The organism is Nocardia sp. NPDC019323 (genome assembly GCF_044389845.1).
GTDB classification, from domain to species: Bacteria; Actinomycetota; Actinomycetes; order Mycobacteriales; family Mycobacteriaceae; genus Nocardia; species Nocardia implantans.
Map to the genome: position 1 here is coordinate 126,574 of NZ_JBIRYN010000004.1, position 25,357 is coordinate 151,930.

Sequence of the window (25,357 nt, forward strand, 5' to 3'; positions counted from 1 at the left end):
ACGGCGACCGTCAGACGGTCTCCGGCCGGACGGCGTAGATCTCGTGCAGCTCGGTTCCGGCCAGGCTCGGGTCCTGGCGCGTTCGCGCGTGCAGACCGTGCCTGCCCAGCAACGCGCAGCATTGGGCCAAGCGATCGTCGCGATCGTGCACCTCGGCGACGACGGCGCGGATGCGCGGCCAGTCCGCGTCGGCGATGCCGCGCAGCACATCCAGCTCAGCGCGCTCCACGTCGATCTTGAGCAGGCCGACCTCGGCGTTGCCGCCGTGCTCGTCGAGGATTCGCGAGACGGTGGTGACCTCGACGTCCATCCGCTCCCCCTCGTGCAGCCCGGCGGTGATGAGCGCGATCGCCTCGTCGTTCAGGCCGCTGTTGCGCAGATAGATCTCGGTGGCCCGGTCGTCGGCTTCGCGGTCGGCGTAGAGACCTGAATTCGCCGACGCCCGTGGGTACCAGGTGAACGACGCGTTGCCGGGCGCCGCGCCGACCGCGACCGGCAACGGCACGCCGCCGGGCACGTGCGCGGCGATATTGCGCTGCAGACAGTCGAAGGTCGCCGGGGCGGGCTCGGCGGCGATCACCCGGACGCCGGGGCAGGTGTCGGCGAACATCATCGCGCTCAGCCCGATGTTCGCGCCGATGTCCAGTGCGATGTCCCCTGGCCGCAATAGCGCGGCCGCCAGCCGATAGAAGCCCTCGGTCGACATCTCGCCCCACAACATCCGCGCCTCGGCCGGACTGGTGCAGGCGACCGTCCTGCCGTCTTCGAGCCGGAGTTGCTGGAGTTGTTCGAGAGTCCTCAGCATGCGTTCAAGAACCTTTCGAGGATCGGGCCGATGACGGCCAGAGCGTGCGGGTGGGTCAACTCGAGATGTCGTGCGTCGATGACCGTGTTGTGCAGGTCGCCGGTGACGAACGGCCGCCACGTCCGCGCGGCGGCGTCGTGGTCGGCGCGATCCTTACCCGCGGTGAAGAAGACCAGATCGCCGTCGAAGACCTCCGGCCGGTATTCCTGGGCGATGTCGCTCGCGGTCCGGAAGCTCTCCATCACCCGGCCGACCTGGTCGGCGGTGAACATCCCGGTGGCGGTGACCTGGTCACGGATCACCGCCCAGGCCTGCTCGTGGGTCCGCGCGCTCACCTCGGCGCCGAGATCGAACAGCTCACGCCAGCCACCGAGCAGATCGGCCATCAGTTCGCCGGGCACGGGCTCGTCCGCGGCGCCGCTCATCGATGCGGCCAGCGACTCGGCGTCGCCGACGGCGCTGTCCATCATGGCCAGCATGCCGACCTGCTGTCCCTCCCGCTGGAGCCGGACCGCGACGGCATGCGCGATCGCACCGCCCAGCGACCACCCCAGCAGGTGATACGGGCCGCTCGGCTGCACCCGGCGGATCTCGGCGACATAGCGTTCGGCGAGTTCGTCGACCGAATGCGCACCGGGTTCGCCCGCCACGACATGGGGATCCTGCAAGCCGTAGACCGGTCGGTCCTTGTGCAGGTGCTCGACCACGCCGCCGTAGAACCACGCCAGCCCGCCCGCGGGGTGCACCGCGAACACCGCAGGCTTCGGGCCGTGGGCGCGCAGTGGCAGCAGCACCTGCAGCCCCGAGCCGCCCGCCGTGCCGTCGGCCCTGGCCGCCAGGGCTCGCGGCGTCGCGTCGTCGAACATCCACGGCAACTGGATGGTCACGCCGCGCCCGCGCAACTCGGTCACCACCATGGTGGCCAGCAGCGAGTTGCCGCCCAGATCGAAGAACCCGTCGGTCGCCCCGACCCGCTGGACGCCGAGGACCTGCGCGTAGACCTCGCCGATCACCTTCTCCGTGTGGGTCCGCGGCGCAACGAACGCGGTCGTCGGCTCCTGGAACTCGGGGTCGGGCAGTGCTTTGCGGTCGAGCTTGCCGTTGACCGTCAGCGGCAGCGCGGGCAGCACCATGATCGTCGCGGGCACCATGTAGCCGGTCAGCACCTGGGCGGCGGTCTCGCGGACCTCGGCCGGGTCGATCCGCTCGCCGTCGACGCCGACGACGTAGCCGATCAACTGATCCACACCCCGCTCGTGCCGGTGCACCGTGACCGCGGCCCGGGTGACGAGCGGGTGCCGCAGCAGCGCCGACTCCACCTCGCCGAGTTCGATGCGGAAGCCGCGCAGCTGCACCTGGGCGTCGGCCCGTCCCGCGTACGCCAACTCCAGTCCGCTCCCGGACTTCCGCCACCGGCCGACGTCCCCGGAGCGGTAGAGCCGGGCGCCGCCGGGCTCGAAGGGATTCGCGACGAATCGGCTCGCGGTCAGCGCCGATGCGCCCAGATACCCGCGCGAGAGCTGGCCACCGGCCACGTAGATCTCTCCGGCGACGCCGATCGGCGCCGGCCGCAGCCGGTCGTCGAGGACGTACACCCGCAACCCGGGCAGCGGCACACCGATCCCCGCCGAGCCCGGCCGAGTCACCTCGGAGAACGTGACGTGCACGGTCGTCTCGGTGATGCCGTACATGTTGATCAGCCGTGGCGTACCCGGCGCGTGCGCGGCGAACCAGTCGTCCAATCGCGACGCGTCCAGCGCTTCACCGCCGAAGACGACATAGCGCAACGCGAGATCGCCTGCGGGGCAGCCAGACTCGCGATAGCGGCGCTCCGCGTCCATGAATCCGTAGAACGCCGACGGCGTCTGGCTCAACACCGTCACTCCCTCGCGCGCCACGACGTCGACGAACGCCTCGGGCGACCGGGAGGTGTCGTAGTCGACCACGACGACCTTGCCGCCGGACAGCAGCGCGCCCCAGATCTCCCACACCGCGAAATCGAAAGCGTAGGAATGGAACATCGTCCACACGTCGTCGGGTCCGAGGTCGAATCGCTCGGCCGCGTTGGTGAACAGGGTGACCGCTTCCCGGTGGCCGACCGTCACACCCTTCGGGCGGCCCGTCGATCCCGACGTGTAGATCACGTAGGCGACATTGCCCGGCCGCGCGCCCGATACCACCGCGTCGGAAGCGTCCGCATCGTCGCTCGCGCAGTCCTCGACGAACAGCACCGGCGCGGCGCACTCCGGCACCCCCGCAGACAGTACCGCCGAGGTCAGCACCGCGGCCGGACGAGCGTCGTCGAGCATGAATCGCAATCGCTCCGGCGGATACGCCACATCCAGCGGCAGATATCCCGCACCCGCGCGTACGACGCCGAGCAGGCCAACGATCAGATCCGCCGAGCGCGGCAACGCGACGGCCACAAGGGTTTCCGGACCCACGCCCAGCTTCGCCAGCCGAGCCGCCACCGCGGCGGAGCGCCGATCCAGCTCCGCGTAGGTCAGCCGCGACGCGCCGTCGGTCACCGCGACCGCGTCCTGGCGCGCGGCGGCCTGGGCGGCGAACAGTTCCGCGAGGGTCGTCTCCGGCACCGCGACTCCGGCGCCACCGGCCGCGCCGAGCAGCTCGCGACGCTGCGCCGGACCCACGAGGTCGATGTCGCCGACCGCGACGTCCGGGTTCGCGGTGACCTGCTCCAGGATCCGCACGAAGGCCGCCGCGAACCGGATCATCGTCTCCTCGACGAACAGATCGGTGGCGTAGGTCAGGCGTCCCCGGATACCGTCCGCCTCACCCTCGGCGCCGGACCGTTCGACCAGATTGAGGTTCAGGTCGGCCTGCGCCGGTTCGAAGCCGTTCTCGACCGGTTCGACGGTCAGCCCCGGCAGCCGCAGCGCGGCCTTGCCGGGATTCTGCACATCGAGCGTCACCTGGTACAGCGGCAGGTGGGCCGTTGACCGCGGCGGATTGATCGCCTCCACCACCTGTTCGAACGGCACATCGGCATGCGCGAACGCGGCCAGATCCGTTTCCCGCGTCGCGGCGAGCAGTTCGGTGAACGACCGGCGCGACGACACCCGTGACCGCAGCACCAAGGTGTTGACGAACATGCCGACCAGATCATCGAGTTCGCGCTCCCCTCGGCCTGCCACCGGGGTGCCCACCGCGACATCGCCGACACCGGCCGAGCGCGACAGCAGGACGCTCAGCGCGGCGTGCACGACCATGAACACCGTCGCGTTGGCCGCGCGCGCGACCGCGCCGATGCGCTCCTGCAACGCCGCGGGGATCTCGAAATCCACGGTCCGGCCGCGCATGGACGCCACCGGGGGACGCGGCAGGTCGGTGGGCAGTTCGAGCAGTTCCGGCAGCCCGCTCAGGGTGTCGGTCCAGAAGCGCAGCTGCCGGGACATGACCGAACCTGGGTCGTGCTCGTCACCGAGCACCTCGCGCTGCCACAGCGCGTAGTCCGCGTACTGCACCGCGAGAGCGGGCCAGAACGGTTGCGTGCCTTGCCTGCTCGCCTGGTAGGCCATCGCCACATCCCGCGCCAGCGGCAGCATGGACTGTCCGTCGGCGCAGATGTGGTGCACGGCGATGACCAGAACGTGCTCGTCGTCGCCGAGCCGGAACAGCGCCGTGCGCAGCGGCGGCGCCTGCGTCACGTCGAAGCTCGCCGAGACGGTGGCGAGCACGCGCTCCATCAACCGCTCCGGCTCGACCGGCACGGCGGTCAGACCGGTCGCGACCTCTTCGACGGGGACCACGACCTGATGCGGCGTCCCGTCGGTCATCGGGAACTTGGTCCGCAGCGACTCGTGCCGGTCGATGACCAGCTCGCACGCGCGCCGCAGCGCGTCGATGTCGAGTTCGCCTTTCAGGCGGATCACCAGCGGGATGTTGTACGCGCCCACGGAGGTGTCGAGCTGGTTGAGGAACCACATCCGCTGTTGCGCCAGCGACAGCGGCACCAGCGCCGGACGGCTGCGCGGGACCAGCGGAACCCGGATCGTCCGCTCGGAAGCGTCGAGGCGGGCGGCGAGTTCCGCGACCGCCGGGGCTTCGAACAGGTCGCGAACGCCGACGGCGACGCCGAGCGCGGTGCCCAGCTGGGCGGTCACCCGCGTGGCCGACAACGAGTTGCCGCCGAGGTCGAAGAAGCTGTCGCCCGCCCCGACCCGGTCGAGGCCGAGCACGCTGCCGAAGACTTCCGCGACTTGCCGTTCGGTCTCGGTACGCGGAGCGGTCCAGGCCCGCGCCGCAGCGAACCGCGGTGCGGGAAGCGCCAAGCGGTCGAGCTTCCCGGTTCGGGTGAGCGGGAATTCGGCGAGCACCATGCACACGTCGGGCACCATGTGCGCGGGCAGCCGCAGCCGGACGGCTGCCCTGACCTCCTCCGGATCCACATGGTCGGCGCCGACCAGATAGCCGACGAGCCTGCCGACGCCGCGTTCGTCCTCGCGCAGCACGACGACCGCGTGTTCCACATCGGGGTGCGCGGCGAGCGCGGCCTCGATCTCACCGAGTTCGATCCGCTGCCCGCGGATCTTGACCTGGAAGTCGCTGCGACCGAGGTATTCCACGGTGTGCTCCGGCGTCCAGCGGGCCAGGTCGCCGGTGCGGTACATGCGCGACCCCGGCGCGCCGAACGGATCGGCGACGAACGAGCCCGACGTCGCCGCGGGCCGGTTCACGTATCCGCGGGCCAATTGCACACCCGCCAGGTACAACTCACCGACCACGCCCACCGGCACCGGACGCAGCCTGGCATCCAATACGACGGCCTCGACGCCGCTGATCGGACCACCGATCGTGACGGTCTCACCGGGATGCAGCGGGCCGCTGATTCCGGCCAGAATGGTCGTCTCGGTCGGACCGTATCCGTTCAGCAGTCGCCGTCCCGGCGACCACTGCGTGACGATCTCCGGCGTCACGGCCTCGCCACCGGCCATCAGCACCCGCAGGGACTCCAGCCCCTCCGGCGACATCGTCGACAGCACGCTCGGTGTCATGAACGAATGCGACACCCGCTGTTCGCGAATGAATTCCGCCAGTTCGGGGCCGCCGAACACCTCCGGCGGCGGTACCACGAGCACCGCGCCGTTGGCGTGGGCCAGCAGCAACTCGAGGACCACGACGTCGAAACCGGGAGCGGAGGCGTTCAGTACCCGCGAGCGGCTGTCCACGCCGAAACGGTCGCGTTCCACGGCCGCGAAATTGGCCAGCCCCTCATGGGTGACCGCCACGCCCTTCGGCGTCCCGGTCGAGCCCGAGGTGTACAGCACGTACGCGGTGTCGCGGATGTGTGGCGTCCGCGTCCGGTCCGTGTCGGTCACCGCGGCCGGCGACCGCGCCTCGATCGTCTTCCTGGTTTCCGGATCGTCGAGCACCAGTCGCCGGACCGGGCCGGACACCAGTTCTCGCGACGCCAGCACCGTGACCGCCACCCGCACCTGGGAATCGGCGACCATGTGCCCCACGCGTTCGGCGGGGTTGCGCGGGTCGACGGGCAGGAAGGCCGCGCCGGTCTTGGTGACCGCCCACATGCCGACCACCAATTCGACCGATCGGGCCATCGCCAGCGCCACCTGGTCGCCGGGACCGACGCCCCAGTCGATCAACTCGCGCGCGACCCGGTTCGACCAGGCGTCCAACTCGGCGTACGACATCGTCCGTCCGATCGAAACCACCACTGCCGCCTCCGGATCCACCGCGGCACCGGCGGACAACAGGTCCGCCAGCAGGCGGGGCGGCGCGGCGGGTCCGCCCGTCGCGGGTACGAGGGCACGGCGTTCGGCCGCGCTCAGCAGGTCGACCGCGTCCAGCCGCGCCTGCGGATCGCGCGTGACGGCGCGCAGCACGGTCGCCATGCGGGCGGCCAGACCGGCGGCCGTCCGGTCGTCGACGCGGGACTGCTGATAGCGGATCCTGACGTGCAGCTCATCGGTCTGGTGAGCCTGCACGGTGATCGGGTAGTGCGCGGCGTCGCTTCCGTCCGCCGCGACCACCCGCATGCCGTCGATGTCCGCGTCGCCGAGGCCGCTGCTGTCGACCGGGTAGGACTCGAAGACGACCAGCGTGTCGAACAGCTGGGCAGCGCAGGCGGCCGAGAGGATCCGGGACAGCTCGACGTCGTGATGATCGAGCACGCGGGTGTTGTCATCCTGCAACCGGCGCAGCGCGTCCTCGATGGTGCACGTCGGCGGGACGTGCACCGCGACCGGGATGGTGTTGATGAACAACCCGATCATCGACTCCACGCCCGGCAGGTCGGCGGGACGTCCCGACACCGTGCTGCCGAACACCACGCGCTCGGCGCCGAGCAGATTCCCCAGGACCACGGCCCAGGCGAACTGGACGATCGTCGCCATGGTCAGCGCCCGCGCCCGGGCGAAGTCCACCAGTTCCGCGGTGACGGCACGATCCAGCACCACCGCCAGGTCGACCGGGATGCCGACCGTCGTGTGCGTCCGCGCGTCGGCGACCACGGTGGGTTCGGTGAAATCGCGCAGGACCTCGCGCCACACCTCGAGCCCGGCCGTCGGCTCGCGCCGATCCAGCCATTCCAGGTAGCCGCGATACGACGCCGCGGCGGGCAACAGGTTCGTCCGCGCGCCGACGGCGTACAGGCCGATCAACTCCCGCCACAGCAATGGCAACGACCAGCCGTCCAGCAGCAGGTGGTGCGCCGTCAGCACCAGCCGGAAGTCCTGCGGCCCGACCGCGATGAGCAGGAATCGCAGCAACGGAGGATCGGCGGGATCGAACGGGACCGCTCGCTCCGCCGCGATCAGCTCCTCCGGTGTCGTCGCGTCGCGCAACTCGACGCGCCGCCAGCGCACGGCCGTGGACGCCGGAATCACCTGCGCCGGAACACCGTCGGCCGTGCGGACGAAGGCAGCTCGCAGGTTGGGATGGCGCTCGAGCAAGGCCGCGGCGGAGCGCTCGAGCCGATCCTCGTCGATCACACCGGCGAGGGTGAGCGTCGATTGCGCCGTGTAGACGTCCAGGTCACCCGCGGCGAGCTCGGCGTGGAACAGCAGGCCCGCCTGCAGCGGCGCCAGCGACCAGACCTCGCCGAGGGTTCCGTAGCGGCCGGCGAAGGTGTCCAGATCGGATTGGGCGACCGTGACGAGCGGAACGTCGGCGGGTGAGAGTCCCCAGTCCTCGTCGGCGCGGGCCGCCGTGGCGATGGCGGTCACCGCACCGGCCCATTCGGCGGCGAGTTCGGCGACGTCGTCGTGCTCGAGCAGCCGGGACGCGTAGCCGATGTGCGCCGACAGGCGCGGTCCCGCCGCGGTGTCCTCGATGTGCACGTCGATCGTGACGGCCGCTGCCGCGGGCATGTCCGGATCGAAGGCTCCGCGCCGGTCGAACGACTCGTCGGTCGGAATCCACGCCAGCTCCGACAGGGCCGTGAGATCGACGCCGACCCGGCCGAGATTGTTGAAGCTGATCTGCGGCTCCGGCAAGGCAGCGAGCCGGTCGCGGGTGTCCGCGTGGAGGTAGCGCAGCAGGCCGTAGCCGATCCCCTTGTCGGGGATCGCGCGCAGCTGGTCTTTCACGGATTTCACCGCGGCGCGCGGATCGTCCGCGTCGACACCGCTCAGATCCAGCGCCACCGGGTAGGTGTCGGTGAACCAGCCCACCGTGCGGGAGACGTCGGCTCCCTCGGCGATCTGTTCGGCGCGGCCGTGACCCTCCAACAGGACTTTCACACCCGCGTGCGCGACACCGCGCCGGTGACGCCAGCGCGTCGCCGCCACGGCCAGGCCGGCCAGCAACGCGTCGTCGACGGTGCCGTGCGCCGCCTCAGGCACCGCGTCGAGCAATGCCGAAGTGACCTCCACCGGAAGCGACAGCGTCAGATGCCGCACGGTCGAGTGCGTGTCGATGGCGGGATCCAGCGCCGCGCCGCCGAGCAGCGGGTCGGGGGCAGCGCCCATCCGCCGCCACAGTTCGAGCTCCCCGGCGCGGGCCGCGGCGGCGTCGGCCAGCGCGTGCGCCCACCGCCGCATGGACGTGCCCTGCGCGGGCAATTCCACCGCGCGTGCCTGTGTGACCTGCTGCCATGCGGTCGCGAAGTCGGGAATCAGGATGCGCCAGGACACGCCGTCGACCGCCAGGTGATGGATCACGATGAGCGCCCGCGCCTCCGCGTCGAGGCCCGGTTCGGGCAGCAGGCACACGACCTGCACCATCCGGCCCTCGGCCGGGTCGAGCCGGTCCGACGCCTCGGCCAGCGCCGCTTCCACCACCGCGGTGAAACCTTCGCTGCCCGGTGCATTGTGCGCGCCGAAGGTGCGGGTCAGCACCGCGCCCGCGGCATCAGCTGCGGTCGGGGGCGGTACCTGCATGCACTGTTCGCGCAGCCGCGCGCGCAGCATGTCGTGCTGTCGCAGCACGGCCAGCACGGTCGCGGTCACGTCGTCGACTCGCGCGTCGCTCGGCAAGCGCACCAGCATCGACTGCGCGAACCTGGGTGCGGCGCCGAGGCGTTCGGTGAACCAGCGGACGACCGGCGTGAACGGGATCTCGCCCACGCCGCCGCCCGGCAACTCGGCCAGGCCGATCCGTCCGGCGGCCGCGGCGACCCGCGCCAGACCGCGGACGGTCTTCTGCTCGAAGATGTCGCGTGCCGTCACGACGACGCCCGCGGACTTCAACCGGGACGCCAGCTGGATCGACAGGATGGAATCGCCGCCGAGGGAGAAGAACGAGGTGGTGACACCCACCGACGCGACGCCGAGCACATCGGCGAACGCCGCCGCGATCGTGCGTTCCAGATCGGTCGACGCCGCCTCGGCGTCGTCCGCGGCGGCGCGGAAGTCGGGCTCCGGCAACGCCTTCCGATCGACCTTGCCGGTCGAGGTGATCGGCATGCGGTCGAGCACGGTGAGCACCGACGGCACCATGTGCGCGGGCAGCACCGAGGCGACGTGTTCGAGCACGGCGTCCGGGTCGGCGGCCGTCGCGGCCTCGGTGACGATGTAGGCGGCCAGCACCGGCTGTCCGCCCGGTCCGGTGCGGCTGACGGTCACCGCGGCGGCCACCGCCGGATGGGTGAGCAACGCGGCGTCGATCTCGCCGAGTTCGATGCGCTGGCCACGGATCTTGATCTGGAAATCGCTGCGGCCGACGTATTCCAGCGTGCGCCGCGCCGTCCAGCGCACGATGTCACCGGTGCGGTACATCCGCGCGCCCGGCCCGCCGTAGGGATTCGCGACGAACGCGCCTGCCGTGACCGCGCGCCGGTTGAGGTATCCGCGCGCCAACTGCGCACCCGCAAGGTACAGCTCCCCGGCGACTCCGACCGGCACCGGACGCAAGCGCGCGTCCAGCACCAAGGCCTCGGCGCCGCGGATCGGGCCGCCGATCGCGATCGGATCACCCGGCCGCACCGGATCGCTCATCGTGATCACGATGGTCGTCTCGGTCGGGCCGTAGATGTTGTGCAGCCGCCGTCCGGGCGACCACGTGGCGATCAGCTCCGCAGGCACCATCTCGCCGCCGACCGCGAGCATCCGCACCGACTCGAGACCGGCGGGCGCCATGGTCGCCAGCACACTCGGCGTCAGGAACGCGTGCGTCACCTCGTGTGTCCGGATCAGTTCGGCCAGCTCCTGGCCGCCGAACACCTCCGGAGGCGAGATGACCAAGGCCGCGTGGGCGGCATGGGCCATCAGCGCTTCCAGCAGCACCGCGTCGAACGCCGGCGCCGCCACCTGCAGTACCCGCGACGCGCCGTCGACTTGATAGCGATCGGTTTGCTCGGCCGCGAAGTTCGCCAATCCGGCATGCGTGACCACGACGCCCTTGGGCGTTCCGGTCGAACCGGAGGTGTAGATCAGGTATGCCGCGTCCTCGATCCGCAGCGCACGTCCGCGCTCCGCGTCCGTCACCGCGTCACCGGAACTCGCCGCGATCCGCTCCGCCGTGCGCGGATCGTCGAGCACCAGCCAGCGCACGGCGTCGGGCAGCTCCGCGCCGGCGGTCGCGACCGTGATCCCGATGTCCACACCGGAATCAGCGATCATGTGCGCGATCCGCTCGGCGGGGTAGCGCAGATCGATCGGGACGAACGTGGCGCCGGTCTTCGCGATCGCCCACATGGCGACGTGATAGCCGACCGACCGGGGCACGGCCAGCGCGACGAATGCCCCGGGCCGGGCGCCCTGGGCGAGCAGATGACGAGCGAGCCGGTTGGCCCTGGCATCCAGCTGTGCGTAGGTGAGGGTTTCGGTGTCCCCGATCAGGGCGACCGCGTCCGGAGCGGCGGCCACGGCCGTGGCCAGCAGATCGGGAAGCAGGCACGGCCGCGTACCCTCGCTGCCTCGTGCGGGCACCAGACGTCCAGTATCGGCGGCGCTCAGCAGACCGATGCCCGCGATGGCTCGCGCCGGATCGGCGGTCACCGCTTCGAGGACGCGAACGAACCTCTCCGCCAGCGCATGCGCGGTCGACTCGACGAAAAGATCGGTGGCGTAGATGATCTCGCCGTCGATTCCGGCGGGCCGGTCACCTTCGCGGCGCTCGGTCACCAGCACGGTGAGGTCGGCCTTGGCCTGCGCGATGCCGGGGTCCATGACCTCGACGCCGATCCCGGGCAGCTCGAACCGGGCCGCCGCGGTGTTCTGCAATCCGAACATCACCTGGAACAGCGGCGAATACGCCGTGGAACGCGGACGCCCGATGACGTCGACGAGCCGTTCGTAGGGCAGGTCGGCGTTGGCGAGCGCTTCCAGGTCGACATCCCGCACCGCGGCGAGAAGTTCCCGGAACGAGCGGTTCTCGTCGACGCGGGTACGCAACACCACGGTGTTGACGAACATGCCGACCAGATCGTCGAGTTCGGGCCTGCCGCGTCCGGCCACCGGAGTGCCGACGGAGATGTCGTCGCTGTGCGCGGTGCGCGCCAGCAGGATCGCCAGCGCCGCGTGCAGCACGACGAACACGGTGACGCCCTCACGGTGGGCCAGCCGCACGATCTCGTCGTGCAGTCGCGCCGGCAGCTCGAAGCGGACGTTGCCGCCGTCGGTGGAGAGGGTGGCAGGCCGCGGCCGGTCCGTCGGCAGGGCGAGCAACTCGGGGGAACCGTCGAGAGCGTCGGTCCAGTAATCGATCTGCCGCGCGATGGGCGAGGCCGGATCGTCCTCGGAGCCGAGCAGTTCCTGCTGCCACAGGGCGTAGTCGGCGTACTGCACCGCAAGCGGTTCCCAGCGCGGCGCGTGGCCGCTCACCCGCGCCCGGTACGCGGCGAACACGTCGCGGGCCAGCGGAGCCATCGACGCGCCGTCGGCCGCGATGTGATGCACCACCACCACCAGCACATGCTCCCGCGGCGCGGTGCGATACAAGCGCGCCCGCACGGGCACGGCTTGCGCGATGTCGAATCCCGCCTCGACCGCGGCCCGGATGCGATCGGCCAGCTCCGTTTCACCGGCGACCGGCTCGGCGTCGAACGCCAGGTCCGCGGCGACGCTCGCGACGTCTCGCACGAGCTGGCAGGGTTCGCCGTCGACGAGCGGATACACCGTCCGCAGGGGTTCGTGCCTGGTCACCACGTCGAGGAACGCGGCGCGCAGCGCATCGGCGTCCAGCGGGCCGGTCAGGCGGGCCGCGAAGCAGATGTTGTAGGCCGCCGACTCGGTGTCGAACTGGTTGAGCAACCAGATCCTTCGCTGTGCCGCCGCCAGCGGGACCGCGGCGGGGCGCTGCCGCGCGGTCAGCGCGACCACGGTCGACCGGCTCCGCGCCGCGATCCGCTCGGCCAATGCGGCGATGGTCGGCGCGTCGAAGACGTCCTTGATGCCGACATCGACACCGATACCCGCCTGCGCCCGCGCCGCGAGCTGCGCGGCCGACAGCGAGTTGACGCCGATCTCGAAGAGGTTCGCGGTCACGCTCACCCGCCGCGCGCCGGTGAGCTCGGCGACCAGGCGCGCCAGCACCGCCTCGGCGTCGGTGCGCGGCGAGACGAACTCGCCCTCGTCGAACACCGGCCGCGGCAGCGCCGACCGGTCGAGCTTGCCGTTGGCGGTGAGCGGCATCGCGTCGAGCACCTGCACGACGTCGGGCACCAGATAGGACGGCAGGGTGCGCGTCAGCTGCTCGCGGACCGTGCGCCCGTCGGTCACCGCGCCCGGCGCCAGCGTCACGTAACCGACGATGCGATCGGTCGTCACGATGGCCACCGCACGCGCCACCTGCTCGACCGCGCGCAACGCGGCTTCGATGTCGCCGGGCTCCACCCGCTGACCGCGCACCTTCACCTGGAAGTCACTGCGCCCCAGGTACTCCAGCTCGCCCGTCTTGCGCCACCGCACCAGGTCACCGGTCCGGTAGAGCCGCTCCCCCGCCGCGCCGAACGGGTTCGCGACGAAGGCGCCGCAAGTGAGGCCGGCGCGCGCGTGGTATCCGCGCGCCAATTGCACACCCGCGACGTACAGCTCACCGACGACACCGACCGGCACCGGCCGCAGCCGCGAATCGAGCACGTACACCTTCATCCCGGCGGCGGGCGCTCCGATCGGCACCGCCGCCACGGCCGCCGCGCCCGGCGCGCACCGCTGCGCGGTGACCACCTCCGCCTCCGCGGGGCCGTACCAGTTCACCAGCTCCGCGTGCGGGAAGACGGGCGCGGCGGCGTCGACCGTGCGCTGCGCCAGCGCCTCACCCGCGACGAACACCCGCCGGATCGACGGCAGTTCCGCGACGCCTGCCGATTCCAGCAGGACGTCGAGCATCGAGGGGACGAAGTGCACGGTGGTGATCTCGTGCCGTGCGATGACCTCGGCCAGGTATGCCGGGTCGCGATGTCCGCCCGGTTCGGCGACGACGATGTGCGCGCCGGTCTGCAACGGCCAGAACAATTCCCACACGGCGATGTCGAAGGTGATCGGCGTCTTGTGCAGCACCGCGTCGGACGTTCCGTGCGGCCACTGCCGCTGCGCCCACGCCAGCTGGCTCACGGTGGCGGCATGGGTCAGCGCCACGCCTTTGGGGACGCCGGTGGACCCGGAGGTGAACAGCACGTAGGCCAGATGGTTCGGCCGCAGCGGTGTGCGCCGCTCGGTATCCGTGATCCGGGCGCCGGACAGGCCGCTCACGTCCATCCGGTCGATCCGCTCGTATGCGAATCCGTCTGGCAGGCCGCGCCCGTCGTTCTCGGTCGTGAGCACGAGCAGCGGATCGGCCGCGCCGAGCACGTGCGCGATCCGCGCGCTCGGGTGATCCGGGTCGATGGGCAGGAACGCGGCGCCCGCCTTGACCACCGCGTACAGAGCCGTGACCAGCTCGGCCGACCGGCGGACGGCCACCGCCACGACCGTCTCCGGCCCGGCGCCGCGACCGATCAGCCAGCGGGCCAGCCGGTTGACGCGTGCGTCGAAGTCCCGGTAGGTCGCCGTGCTTCCGTCCGGAAGCCGCAGCGCCGTCGCGTCCGGGGTGCGCGCGACCTGTTCGTCGAAGACGTCGACGAGTGTGCGGCCGGGTGCGGCGGAGCCACCGGTGTCGTTCCACCGCTCCAGCACTCGGGACCGCTCCGCCTCGTCGAGCAACGCGATCTCGCCGACCGTGGCCGCGGCATCGCAGGCCGCGGCATCGAGGATCCGGACGAGCCGGTCGGCGAAGTGGCGCACCGTGTCCTCGTCGAAAAGGTCCGTGGCGTAGGTCAGGCGCAGCGTCATTCCGGTCGGCTCGTTGTGCGTGCCGTGCCCTTCGCTGATCATCAGCAGCAGGTCGTAGATCGCCGCGCTGTCGCCGGGGTCCACGTTCTCCACGGTGAGCCCCGGCAGCTCGACACGAGCACGCGCCATGTTCTGGTAGGCGAGCAGCACCTGGAACAACGGTGTGTGCGCGGTCGATCGCACCGGGTTCAGCGCGTCCACCAATTGCTCGAACGGCACGGTGGCGTGGTCGAACGCCTCGATGTCGGTGCGTCGCACCTCATCCAGCAGGTCGGCGAAGGTCTGGTCGAGCGTGACCCGCGACCGCAGCACCAAGGTGTTGACGAACATCCCGACCAGGTGGTCCAGCGACCGGTCGCCCCGGCCCGCGTGCGGCACGCCGATGGTGACGTCGGCGCTGCCGGACAGCCTCGACAGCAGCACCGCCAATGCCGCGTGCACCACCATGAACGTGGTGACGCCGGACCGCCGTGCCAGCGATTCCACCCGGCCCTGCAGTTCACCGGGTATGGCGAGGTGCAGTACCGCGCCGCGCTGCGACTGCTCGACCGGCCGCGGCCGGTCGGTCGGCAACTCCAGCAGCTCGGGTGCGCCCGCGAGGCGGGTTCGCCAGTAGGCGATGTCGCGGGCCACCACCGAGTCCGGGTCGTCCGCGGAACCGAGGACCGCGCGCTGCCACAAGGCGTAATCGGCGAACTGCACCGGCAGCGGCGCCCAGTCCGGCGCGACGCCGCCGGAGCGGGCGCGATACGCCGTCACCAGGTCGGCGGCCAGCGGCGCCACCGAGAAGCCGTCGCAACCGATGTGGTGCGCGGCCAGCGCCAGCGTCCACGCCTCGTCCGACAACTGGTACAGCGCCACGCGCAGCGGCACACCCTTGGCCACGTCGAATCCGGTTCCGCAGAATTCGGCCAGCCGGTGCGGCAGTTCCCGCTCGCCGACCGCCTGCGGGGTGAGATCGACCGTCGCCAGCACGTCCTCGGCGTTCAGCACGACCTGCGTAGGCGTGCCGTCGACCGCCGGATACATGGTGCGCAGGCTCTCGTGCCGCTCGACGACATCGCCGACGGCAGCGGTCAGAGCGGCCGGTTCGAGCGCGCCTTCCAGCCGGATCGCCAGCGGCACGACGTATCCGGGCGCCGCGGGGTCGAACTGGTTGAGCAACCACATCCGGGTCTGCGCGTGCGACAGCGGGATGCGGTCCGGCCGCGTCATCCGCGTCGGCGCGGGCAGACTCGGCACCGCGCGCAACCGCGCGATGCGCTCGGCCAGAGCGGACACGGTCGGGGCCTCGAAGATGGCGCGCACCGGAATGGTCACGCCGAGGACGTCCCCGATCCGGCTCAGCGCGCGCGTCGCGACCAGCGAGTTGCCGCCCAACTCGAAGAAGTCGTCGTCCGCGCCGATCTCGGGCCGGTCGAACAGTTCCGCGAAAACCGCGGCGACGGTCTGTTCGACCAGGCCGCGCGGCGCACGGAACTCGGCATCCTGGATGCTCGCGTCCGGCTCGGGCAATGCCCGGTAGTCCACTTTGCCGTTGGCGTTGAGCGGAATCGAGTCGATCCGGGTCACCGACGACGGCACCATGTAAGCGGGCAGCCGGTCCAGCAGCGCACCGCGGACCTGCCGGACGTCCAGCGCGGCGTCCGCTACGACGTAGGCCACCAGACGCTGCTCGCCGCCGTCGGCGCGGACGTGCGCGACGGCCGCGCGCACGTGCTCGTGCGCGATCAGCGCGGCTTCGATGTCGCCGAGTTCGATCCGCAGGCCGCGCACCTTCACCTGCGTGTCGGCTCGGCCGACATAGCGCAGGTTCCCGTCCTCGCCCCAGCGCACGAGGTCACCGGTGCGGTAGAGGCGCGCGCCGTGCGTACTGCCGAACGGATCGGCCACGAACGTCGCCGCCGTCAGATCCCGGCGTTCGTGGTATCCGCGAGCCAACTGCGCCCCGCCCAGGTAGAGCTCGCCGGTGACGCCGACCGGCACGGGATGCAATCGGGAATCCAGCACGTGTACGGTCACATTCGCCTCGGGGACGCCGATCGGCACGGCCGCGCCTTCGACCGCGTCGATCCGGTGCGCGGTGACACTGACCGCCGCCTCCGTCGGGCCGTACAGGTTGTCGATCCTGGCCTCGCTGAAACCCTGGAAGCGCCGGGCGATCTCGGCGGACAACGCCTCACCGATGCACAGGACGCGCCGCAGAGCCGGGAATTGGTCCGGACTGGCCACATCGAGGAACGCCGCGAGCAGCGACGGCACGAAATCGACTGTGGTCACGCGGTACTCGGCCATCAGCCGGGCGATCTCGCGCGGATCGCCGTGCGCGTCGGGACCCGCGACGACCAAGGCGGCGCCACAGGTGAGAGCGGAGAACAGCTCCCAGACCGAGAGGTCGAAGGTCACCGGGGTGCGCAGCAGCATGACGTCGCCGCCGCCGAGCCGGTAGTGCTCGCGCATCCAGCGCAACTGGTTGACCACCGCGGCGTGCGGAACGGCGACGCCCTTGGGCACACCCGTCGAGCCGGAGGTGTAGATGACGTAGGCCAGATCCTCCGGCCGCAGCGGCCGGGTCCGGTCGGCATCGGTCAGCGGCGAGGCGTCCAAGCGCTCGTCCTCCAGATCGCCGAGCGTCCAGACCGGCACGTCGCCGGGCAGGTTCGCCTCGTCGTCCGAACGGGTGAGGATCGCGCGGGGACGCGCGGCGGAGAGCACGGAGCGCACCCGGTCGGCCGGATGGTCCGGATCCAGCGGCAAGTAGGCCGCGCCGGCGGCGTGGACGGCGTACAGCGTGACCAGCAGATCCACCGAGCGGCGCATCGCCACCGCCACGATGGCGTCCGGCCCGACGCCGCGCCCGATCAGCGCGCGGGCCAGCGAATTCACCCGCGCGCCGAATTCCAGGTAGTCCAGCCGGGCGCCGTCGGCGGCGTCGAGCACCGCAGGGTGTTCCGGCGTCGCCGCCACCTGCGCGGCGAACAGGTCCGCGATCGTCGCCGCTGGAGCCTGTGTCCGCACGCCGCTGGAGCGGGCCGCGATCCGCCGCGCCTCCCGCGCGGTCAGCAGATCGACGTCGCCGATGGCGCGGGTCGGGTCACCGACGACGGCGCGCAGCAACAGCAGGTAGCGATCGAACATGGACCGGATCGTCGCCTCGTCGAAAAGATCCGTGGCGTAACCGAATTCGACGGCCATGTCACCCGGCTCGCCATCCGCGGCCAAGGCGTCGACCAGATTCAGGTGCAGGTCGTATTTCGCCACGCTCGGGTCGGCCATCCGCGCCGACACGGTCAGTCCCTCGAACCGCACCGTCGGGATCTCGATGTTCTGGAACGAGAAGCCCACCTGCGTCAGCGGCGCGTGCGCGGTCGAGCGCGGCGGGTTCAGCACCTCCACCAGACGCTCGAACGGGATGTCGGCGTTCTCGAACGCGGCCAGGTCGGTGGCCCGCACCTGATCCAGGATCCGGACGAAGGACGCGCCTGGCTCGATGTGCGTCCGCAGCACCAGCGTGTTGACGAACATGCCGACCAAGCCGTCCAGCCCGGGCTCGCCGCGGCCGGCGATCGGTGTGCCGACCGCGATGTCCCCGGTGCCGGACAGCCGCGCCAGCAGTGCCGCGTAGGCCGCGTGCATCACCATGAACACCGTCGCGTCGTGGCGGCGGGCCAGCGCGACCACCGCGCGGTGCAGCTCCGCGGGGACGATGGCCGAGACGGTCGCGCCGCGGAAGGACTGCCGCGCAGGCCGCGGACGGTCGGTGGGCAGATCCAACACCTCGGGCAGGCCGGCGAGGGCCGCCAGCCAGTACCGGGTCTGGGCGACGGCCGGGCTGTGCGGATCGTCCTCGCTGCCGAGCGACTTCCGTTGCCACAGCGCGTAATCGGCGTACTGCACCGGCAACGGCGCCCACTGCGGCGCCTCGCCCCCGACCCTGGCGCGGTAGGCGGTCATCAGGTCCGCGGCCAGCGGCGCCAGCGAGGACCCGTCGAAGCTGATGTGATGGACGACGAGCACCAGGGCATGGTCGTCGGGCGCGCTGCGCAACAAGGCGACCCGGAACGGCACCTCGCTGGTGACGTCGAAGCCCACGGCGACCTCGGCGGCGACGCGAGCCTCGACCTCGTCGGCCGCGACCGGCACCGGCGTCAGCGCGGGCAGCGCCGTCGGCACCGAGACGATCACCTGATGCGGCCCGCTGTCGCTGTCCGGGTAGACCGTCCGCAGCGCCTCGTGCCGTTCCAGCACATCCGCGATCGCCGCGTGCATGGCGGCCACGTCGAGGTCGCCCGACATCCGCACGACCAGCGGGATGTTGTACACCGCCGAGCCGGTGTCGAATTGATTGAGAAACCACATCCGGGCCTGGGCGGGCGAGAGCGGGATCCGGGCCGGGCGCTCCTGCGGCGCCAGCGGCGTCCTGGTCGCCGCGTCGGCGCTGCGCAGCCGCTCCGCCAGCGCCCCGATGGTCGGCGCCTCGAAGATCGCGCGCAACGGCACCTCCACGCCGAACGCGCCGCTGAGCTGCGCGGCCGCGCGGGTGGCCGACAGCGAGTTGCCGCCGAGATCGAAGAAGCTGTCCAGCACGCCGACGCGTTCGATCCCGAGCACGCCCGCGCAGATGTCGGCCACGATCTGCTCGGTGGCGTTGCGCGGTGCGACGAACTCCACGGCGGGAGCGAATTCCGGTTCCGGCAGGGCGGCGCGGTCGACCTTGCCCACCGACGACAGCGGCAGCCGGTCGAGCACCACGACCGTGTCCGGCACCATGTGCGACGGCAGGCGCTGTGCCGCGTACCTGGTCAGTTCCGCGGTGTCGACGGCCCCGTCGGCAGGCACCACGTAGGCCGCCAACCGCGAGCCGGTCTCGGCCTGCACGCCCACCACGACCGCCGCCGCGACGGTGGGATGCCCGGCGAGCACGGCTTCGATCTCGCCCAGTTCGATGCGCTGGCCGCGAATCTTGACCTGGAAGTCGGTGCGCCCCAGGTACTCCAAGGTGTGATCGGCCGTCCAGCGCGCCAGGTCGCCGGTGCCGTACATGCGGGTGCCCGCCGGGCCGTACGGATTGGCGACGAACGTCGCGGCGGTAGAGGCGGGACGGTTGAGGTACCCGCGCGACAGCTGCACGCCCGAGACGTACAACTGTCCGGTCACCCCGACCGGGACGGGCCGCAACCGGTCGTCGAGTACCACCGCGTCGACGCCGCGGATCGGGCCGCCGATGGTCACCGGTTCGCCGACGCACAGCGGGTCGCTGATCGCCACCATGATCGTGGTCTCGGTGGGGCCGTAGCCGTTGTGCAGCCGTCGCCCCGGCGCCCAGACGGCGACCGTCTCGGCCGACACCGCTTCCCCGCCCGCCACCAGCACCCGCAGCGAATCGAGTCCGGCGGGCGACATCGTCGCCAGCACGCTGGGGGTCACGAACGCGTGCGACACCTCGTGCGCGCGAATCAATTGCGCCAGCTGCGTTCCCGCGAACACTTCCGGCGGCGACACGACCAGCACCGCGCCGTTCGCGTGCGCCATCAGCAGCTCGAGCATCACCGCGTCGAAGCCGGGCGCGGCCACCTGCAGCACGCGTGACCTGCGGTCCACCCGATAGCGCTCGCGCTGCTCGATCGCGAAGTTCGCCAAGCCCTCGTGGGTGACCGCAACGCCCTTCGGCTTGCCGGTCGAGCCCGAGGTGTACACCACGTAGGCCGCGTCGGCCACGCGGCAGGGGCGTACGCGATCCGCGTCGGTCACCGCGGCCGCAGACTGCGTGGCGAGGAACGCCTCGGTGCCCGGGTGGTCGAGGACCAATTGCCGCACATGGCCGGGAAGCAGGGCGCACGACGCCTCGACGGTGAGCGCGATCTCGATGTTCGAGTCCGCGACCATGTGCGCGACCCGCTCCCCGGGATGACGCGGGTCGATCGGCACGAACGCCGCGCCCGCCCGCGCCACCGCCCAGACGCCGACCACGAACTCCACCGACCGCCCCATGGCCAGCGCGACCTGATCACCCGGTCCGACACCCCAGTCGATCAGCACCCGCGCGAGACGATTCGACCAGTCGTCGAGCTCGCCGTAGGTCAGCACCCGGTCGCCCGCCACCACGGCGGGCGCGGTGCGCTCGCCGACCAGCAGCACGTCGGCCAGCACCCGGGGCGGCTCGGCGCGGCCGCCGGAGGCCGGGACCAGTCCCAGACGCTCGACCCCCGACAACAGGTCGACGTCGCCGACCCGCGCGCGTGGGTTCGTGACGAACGCGTCGAGCACCCGATTCAGCCGTTCGGCCAGTTCTTCGATGGTTTCCCGATCGAACAGGTCGGTCGCGTAGTTGACGCGCAGCGGGACATCGCCGCCCGCGGCGGTGTTCTCGGCCACGGTGACGATGAGGTCCACCTTCGCCGGTTCGGCGCCTGGATCGAGCAGCTCGACGGTCAGCTCGGACAGCTCCAAGCTCGCCCGGTCCATGTTCTCGAACGCCAGATACACCTGGCACAGCGGCGCGTACGCCAGCGACCGCTTCGGATGCAGTTCGTCCACGAGCCGCTCGTAGGGCAGGTCGCTGTTGGCGAAGGCGTCCACGTCGATGCCCTTGACGCGGGTCAGGAACTCGGTGAACGACTCATCGGCGGACACCTCGGTGCGCAGCGGCACGGTGTTGACGAACATGCCGATGAGCGGCTCGAGGGCGCGTTCACCGCGACCGGCGACCGGTGTGCCGACGGTGACGTCCGCCGAGCCCGACATCCGCGCCAGCAGCACGGCCAGGGCGGCGTGGACGACCATGAACGTCGTGACGTTGGCCGTGCGCGCCAGCCGCTCGACCCCGGCGAAGGTCTCCGCGGGGATCACGGTGTTCGCGACGTCGCCGCGCATGGAACGGCGGGCCGGACGCGGCCGGTCGGCGGGCAGCTCGAGCACCGGCGGCATTCCCGCCAAACGCTGTGCCCAGTACCGCAATTGGCGGGCAGCGCGGGAATCCGGATCGTCCGGGTCGCCGAGCAGGCTGCGATGCCAGACGCTGTAGTCGGCGTACTGGACGCTCAGCGGCTCCCAGTCCGGGATCTTCTTCTGCGCCCGAGCCTCGTAGGCGATCGCGACATCGGCCGCGAGGGGCCGCAGCGACGAGCCGTCGCAGCAGATGTGGTGCAGCACCACGGCCAGGACATGCCGCGTGCGGTCGGCGGTCGCCAGCAGCGCCACCCGGATCGGGGCGCGTTCGCGCAGATCGGTCCCCACCGACGCCAGGTCGCGAATCCGGTCCTCGATGTCGTCCTGGTCGGTCGGCCGCGGCGTCAGGTCTAGCCCGGCGACGACCTCGTCGGCCGGCAGGATCACCTGTGCCGGTTCGCCGTTCACGGCGGGGTAGACGGTGCGCAACGACTCGTGCCGATCGATCACGTCGGTCAGCGCCGCACGCAGCGCCGCCACGTCGAGACGTCCGGTGAGCTGCACGATCAGCGGGATGTTGTAGGCGGCCGAGGCCGGGTCGGTCTGGTTGACCAGCCACATCCGGTTCTGCGCCGGGGCGAGCGGAATGGGATCGGGCCGGGCCGCCGCCCGCAGCACCGGCCTGCCGGAGCGGTGTCCGTCCTCGATGTGTGCGGCCAGTTCCGCGACGGTCTGCTTGACGAACAGGTCGCGCACGGACACGTCGCACCGGGTCGCCTCCGCGATGCGCACCGCCGCGCTGGTCGCGGTGATCGAGTTGCCGCCGAGTTCGAAGAAGCTGTCGAACACGCCCACCCGGTCGGTGCCGAGCACCTCGGCGAACACGTCCGCGATCGACTCCTCGACGATCGTCCGTGGCGCGACGTACGCCGCGGCCGAATCGAACACCGGCTCGGGCAGCGCCCGGTAGTCCACTTTGCCGTTGACGGTCAGCGGCACCGCGTCGATCACGACGACGCTCGACGGCACCATGTATTCCGGCAGCATCTCGCCGACGTGGGCACGCAGGGCATCCGGCTCGCAAGTGGCGCCGACGGCGGGCACGACGTATCCCACCAGCCGGGCGGCCTCCGTGCCGGGCAGATGCACGACGACGACGGCCGCGGCGACGCTGCCGTGGGCCAGCAGCGCGTTGCGGATCTCGTCGAGCTCGATGCGGAACCCGCGCAACTGCACCTGCTGGTCGGCGCGGCCGCGATACTCCAGCTCGCCCTGATGGTTCCAGCGCGCCACGTCACCGCTGCGGTAGAGGCGCTGCCCCGGAGCGCCGAAGGGATCGGCGACGAAACGCGCCGCGCTCAGCGCGGGCCGGTTGAGGTAGCCGCGCGCCAGCTGCGTTCCCGCGACGTAGATCTCGCCCCACGCTCCGAGCGGGCACGGACGCAGCCGCTCGTCCAGGACATAGGTGCGCAAGCCCGGCAGCGCCGGACCGACCGTGCTCGGCGCGCCCGGAACGGCGATGTCCGGCGTGAGGGCGGTGTAGGTGACGAAGACGGTGGTCTCGGTGATCCCGTAGCTGTTGGCCAGCACCGGCAGGCCGGGGTTGTGCTCGTACCAGTCGGCCAGCCCGGCGGGATCGAGGGCTTCGCCCGAGAGGACGACCAGCCGCAGCGACAACTCACCCTCCGGTTCACCGGCGTGCGCGTACCGCTGCCGTGCCGCGGCGAATTGGTAGAAAGCCGAGGGCGTCTGGCTGAAGACGGTGACCTTCTCCCGCGCCGCGAGGCGCACCACGTCATCCGGAGAACGGGCCGTGAGGCCGTCCACGACGACGATCCGGCCGCCGGTGACCAGCGGGCCGAAGATCTCCCAGACCGAGTAGTCGAAGGCGAAGGAGTGGAACAGCGTCCAGACGTCGCCGAACCGGATCCCGATCTCCGCGCACGAGTTCACCAGGTAGGTGGACACGGCGCGGTGGGTGATCGAGACGCCTTTCGGGCGGCCGGTCGAGCCGGAGGTGTAGATGACATAGGCGAGGTGGTCGGGGCGCAGCAAGCCGGTCCGCTCGGCCTCGGTGATCGGATCGGCGGATTCCCGCGCGGCGAGAACGTCGTCGAACAGCACCACGCGGCCGGGATCGCCAGGCACGTGCTCGCGCATCTCCCGCGTGGTCACCACCGCGATGGGGTTCGCGTCGCTCAGTACGTATTCCAGCCGCTCGGCCGGATGGGCGATGTCCAGCGGAAGGTACCCGGCGCCGGATTTCAGCACGCCGAGCGCGGCGACGATCAGGTCGGCGTCGCGGGGCATCGCGATGGCCACCAGCGCTTCCGGCCCGGCGCCGAGCGCGATGAGCCTGCGGGCGAACCGGTTGGACCGTTCGTCGAGTTCGCGGTAGGTCAGGGTGGTGGACTCCGCGGTCACGGCCACCGCGGACGGCGTCGCCGCCGCTTGCCGGGTCAGCAGATCCACCAGTGTGGCCGAGGGGGATTCGCCGTCGCGGCCCGCGAGTTCGGTCACGATGCGCTGTTGTTCGGCGGGGCCGAGGAGCTGGATGTCACCGATGCGGGTGTCGAGGGGGACGTCCATCATCCGCTGCAGGAAATCGAGGAATCGGTCGGCGTGCGACTCGAGTTCGTCCTGCCCGTAGAGATTCGGATTGCCGTGCAGCTCGATCAGCAGCGGCGCGTCCGCACCGGAGCGATACAAATTCAGCTGCAGATCCTCGAGCGCGCCCGAGGTCAGCGCGCGGTAGCGCCCGACGGCCGAGCCGAGGCGGATCTCCGAGTCGAAGAACAGGATGTTCACGATCGGGCCGAACGAGTTCGCCGCCGAGTCGATCGCGGCGGAGTCGCGGCGCAGATCCTCGAACCGGTACAGCTGGTGGCGCATGGCCGAGACGATCTCGGACACCGAGGCCCGCACCAGCTCTCCGACGGTGGTCGAGTGGTGCACGGCGAAGCGGATCGGCACCATGTTCGCCAGCATCGCGGCGGCGTTGCGCAGGCGCTTGGTCACCCGCGCGGTCACCGGAAGCGACAGCGCGACGTCTTCCGTGCCGGTCATCCGGGCGAGGAACGCGGCGAACGCCGCGATCACCACCTGCGCGGCAGAGGCGTTCACTTCGTCGGCGAAGCGGTCGAGCCGGTCGGTGAGATGAGCGGGCAGCTGCAAACCGGCGACGCGATCGATCTTGCTGGAGCGGGCCGTGCGGCCGGACAGGCTGACCGGCTTCGGCAGATCGGAAACCTTGTCCAGCCAATACGCTCTGTCCGCCTCGTATCGCGAGCTGGCGCGATAGGCGTGCTCCGCGGCGACGATGTCGTGCAGGCTCGCCGCGTCCAGTCGCGTCGGCGGCCTGCCCTCCAGCAGGGCGTTGTAGTGCTCGGCCATCCGGGTCAAGCTGTTGAAGGCGCCGTACCCGTCGATCACCAGATGATGCGCGCGGCCGTACCAGAAGTAGTGGTCCTCGCCGACCCGGATGAGCCTGGTCTCGGTGAGCCGGTCGCGGCTGAGATCGACCGCCTTGGTGTTGTAGTCGCGGCGCATCCACTCCATCGCCGCCGCGACCGGATCCTCCGCGTCGCTGAAATCCAGCACCGGCTCGTCGTAGATGATGGTCCGGTCGACGAATTGGTAGGGCCTGCCGTCGGATTCGATCACGCGCACCACGAGCGACTCGGTTTCGTGACCGCCGTCGTTCACCGCCCGGGTGAACGCGTCGTAATCCACCGGCCCCTCGATCTCGACGCAGTGTGCGATGTTGACAGCCGGCGCACCGGGCATGTGGTCCGCGAGCCACATGCCGTATTGCGCACTCGAGAGCGGAATCAGACCCGGCTCGCCGTCGGCGCTTCCGTCTGACTTCAGATGCATCGCATGAACCCCTTATTCCTACCCGGACGCGCGAAGGTATGGCGGAAGCCCGCCGGGCTCTCCGCGTCCGAAATCCGGCTTTCTCTGCACTTCGTCT

At 71.0% G+C, this 25,357-nt stretch carries 2 protein-coding genes; both read right to left on the reverse strand.

The annotated features are described in order from the left end of the window. Window positions 1–10: 10 nt before the first annotated feature. Window positions 11–805, reverse strand: coding sequence for an FkbM family methyltransferase (locus ACH49X_RS17280; protein WP_357205566.1), 795 nt, complete (start codon window positions 803–805; stop codon window positions 11–13). Further along, window positions 799–25,260, reverse strand: coding sequence for a non-ribosomal peptide synthase/polyketide synthase (locus tag ACH49X_RS17285; protein ID WP_357205569.1), 24,462 nt, complete (start codon window positions 25,258–25,260; stop codon window positions 799–801). Before ACH49X_RS17285 ends, ACH49X_RS17280 begins: the two co-directional genes overlap by 7 nt. Between the last annotated feature and the right edge of the window lie 97 nt (window positions 25,261–25,357).

Bases quoted from the DNA above. Each gene is read 5' to 3' on its own strand.
- ACH49X_RS17280 (WP_357205566.1), bottom strand. From the start codon at position 805: ATGCTGAGGACTCTCGAACAACTCCAGCAACTCCGGCTCGAAGACGGC.
- ACH49X_RS17285 (WP_357205569.1), bottom strand. From the start codon at position 25,260: ATGCATCTGAAGTCAGACGGAAGCGCCGACGGCGAGCCGGGTCTGATT.